1 protein-coding gene is annotated in these 871 nt (G+C 75.2%); it reads left to right on the plus strand.

Annotation, left to right across the window (positions count from 1 at the left end):
• The first annotated feature begins 166 nt into the window (after positions 1 to 166).
• Entirely contained in the window at positions 167 to 751 is a 585-nt protein-coding gene (locus tag ACYVE9_RS28765; RefSeq protein ID WP_461030816.1) for an isochorismatase family protein, read from the plus strand.
• Positions 752 to 871: the final 120 nt, after the last annotated feature.

An 871-nucleotide genomic window follows, 5' to 3' on the forward strand; every position in this document is an offset into this window, starting at 1 on the left:
TCCCCCGCCGCTCGGCGGGGGGCGCCCGGCGGTGCCGGTGCGCCGACCCGCGCCCTCCCGCTCCGACCGTGGAGTGTCTAGTCTCGGACATGACGGCCGAAGTGCGCCGTGGACCGCCTCACCCAGCCAGGCCGTTTCCCGCTCCCAGCCGAAGAGGGTGTGCACCATGCACCGGGCCCTGATCGTCGTCGACGTGCAGAACGACTTCTGCGAGGGCGGCAGCCTCGCCGTGTCCGGGGGCGCGGACGTGGCAGCCGCCGTCACCGACCTGATCGGTGACGCCGCCGCCGGATACCGGCACGTCGTCGCGACCCGCGACCACCACGTCTCCCCCGGCGACCACTTCTCCGAGAACCCCGACTTCGCCCACTCCTGGCCGCCGCACTGCGTGGCCGGCACCGAGGGCGTCGGCTTCCACCCGAACTTCGCCCCGGCGGTGGCGTCCGGCGCGCTGGACGCCGTCTTCGACAAGGGCGCCTACTCGGCCGCCTACAGCGGCTTCGAGGGCAGCGACGAGAACGGCGTCCCGCTCGCCGACTGGCTCCGGGCCCGCGAGGTGAGCGAGGTCGACATCGTCGGCATCGCCACCGACCACTGTGTGCGGGCCACCGCGCTGGACGCCGTCCGGGCCGGTTTCCGCACCCAGGTGCTGCTGGACCTGACGGCCGGGGTGTCCGAGGCGACCACCGGCGCGGCCCTGGAGGAGCTGCGGAGCGCCGGTGTGGAGCTGCACGGCAAACCCCTCGTCTGAGGGTCTGGGAGACGCTCAGGGGCCCGCCTGGGCCGCGCACGGGCGCCGTGGGAGCCGAGCGGGCCGTGGCGGGCGTGAGAGGGAGGCGTCCGGCGGTGACCCGGCCGGTGCGGTGCGGCC

The sequence above is a fragment of the Streptomyces sparsus genome, from assembly GCF_054776295.1.

Coding starts and splice junctions, on each gene's coding strand:
- ACYVE9_RS28765 (WP_461030816.1), top strand. CDS start 167: ATGCACCGGGCCCTGATCGTCGTCGACGTGCAGAACGACTTCTGCGAG.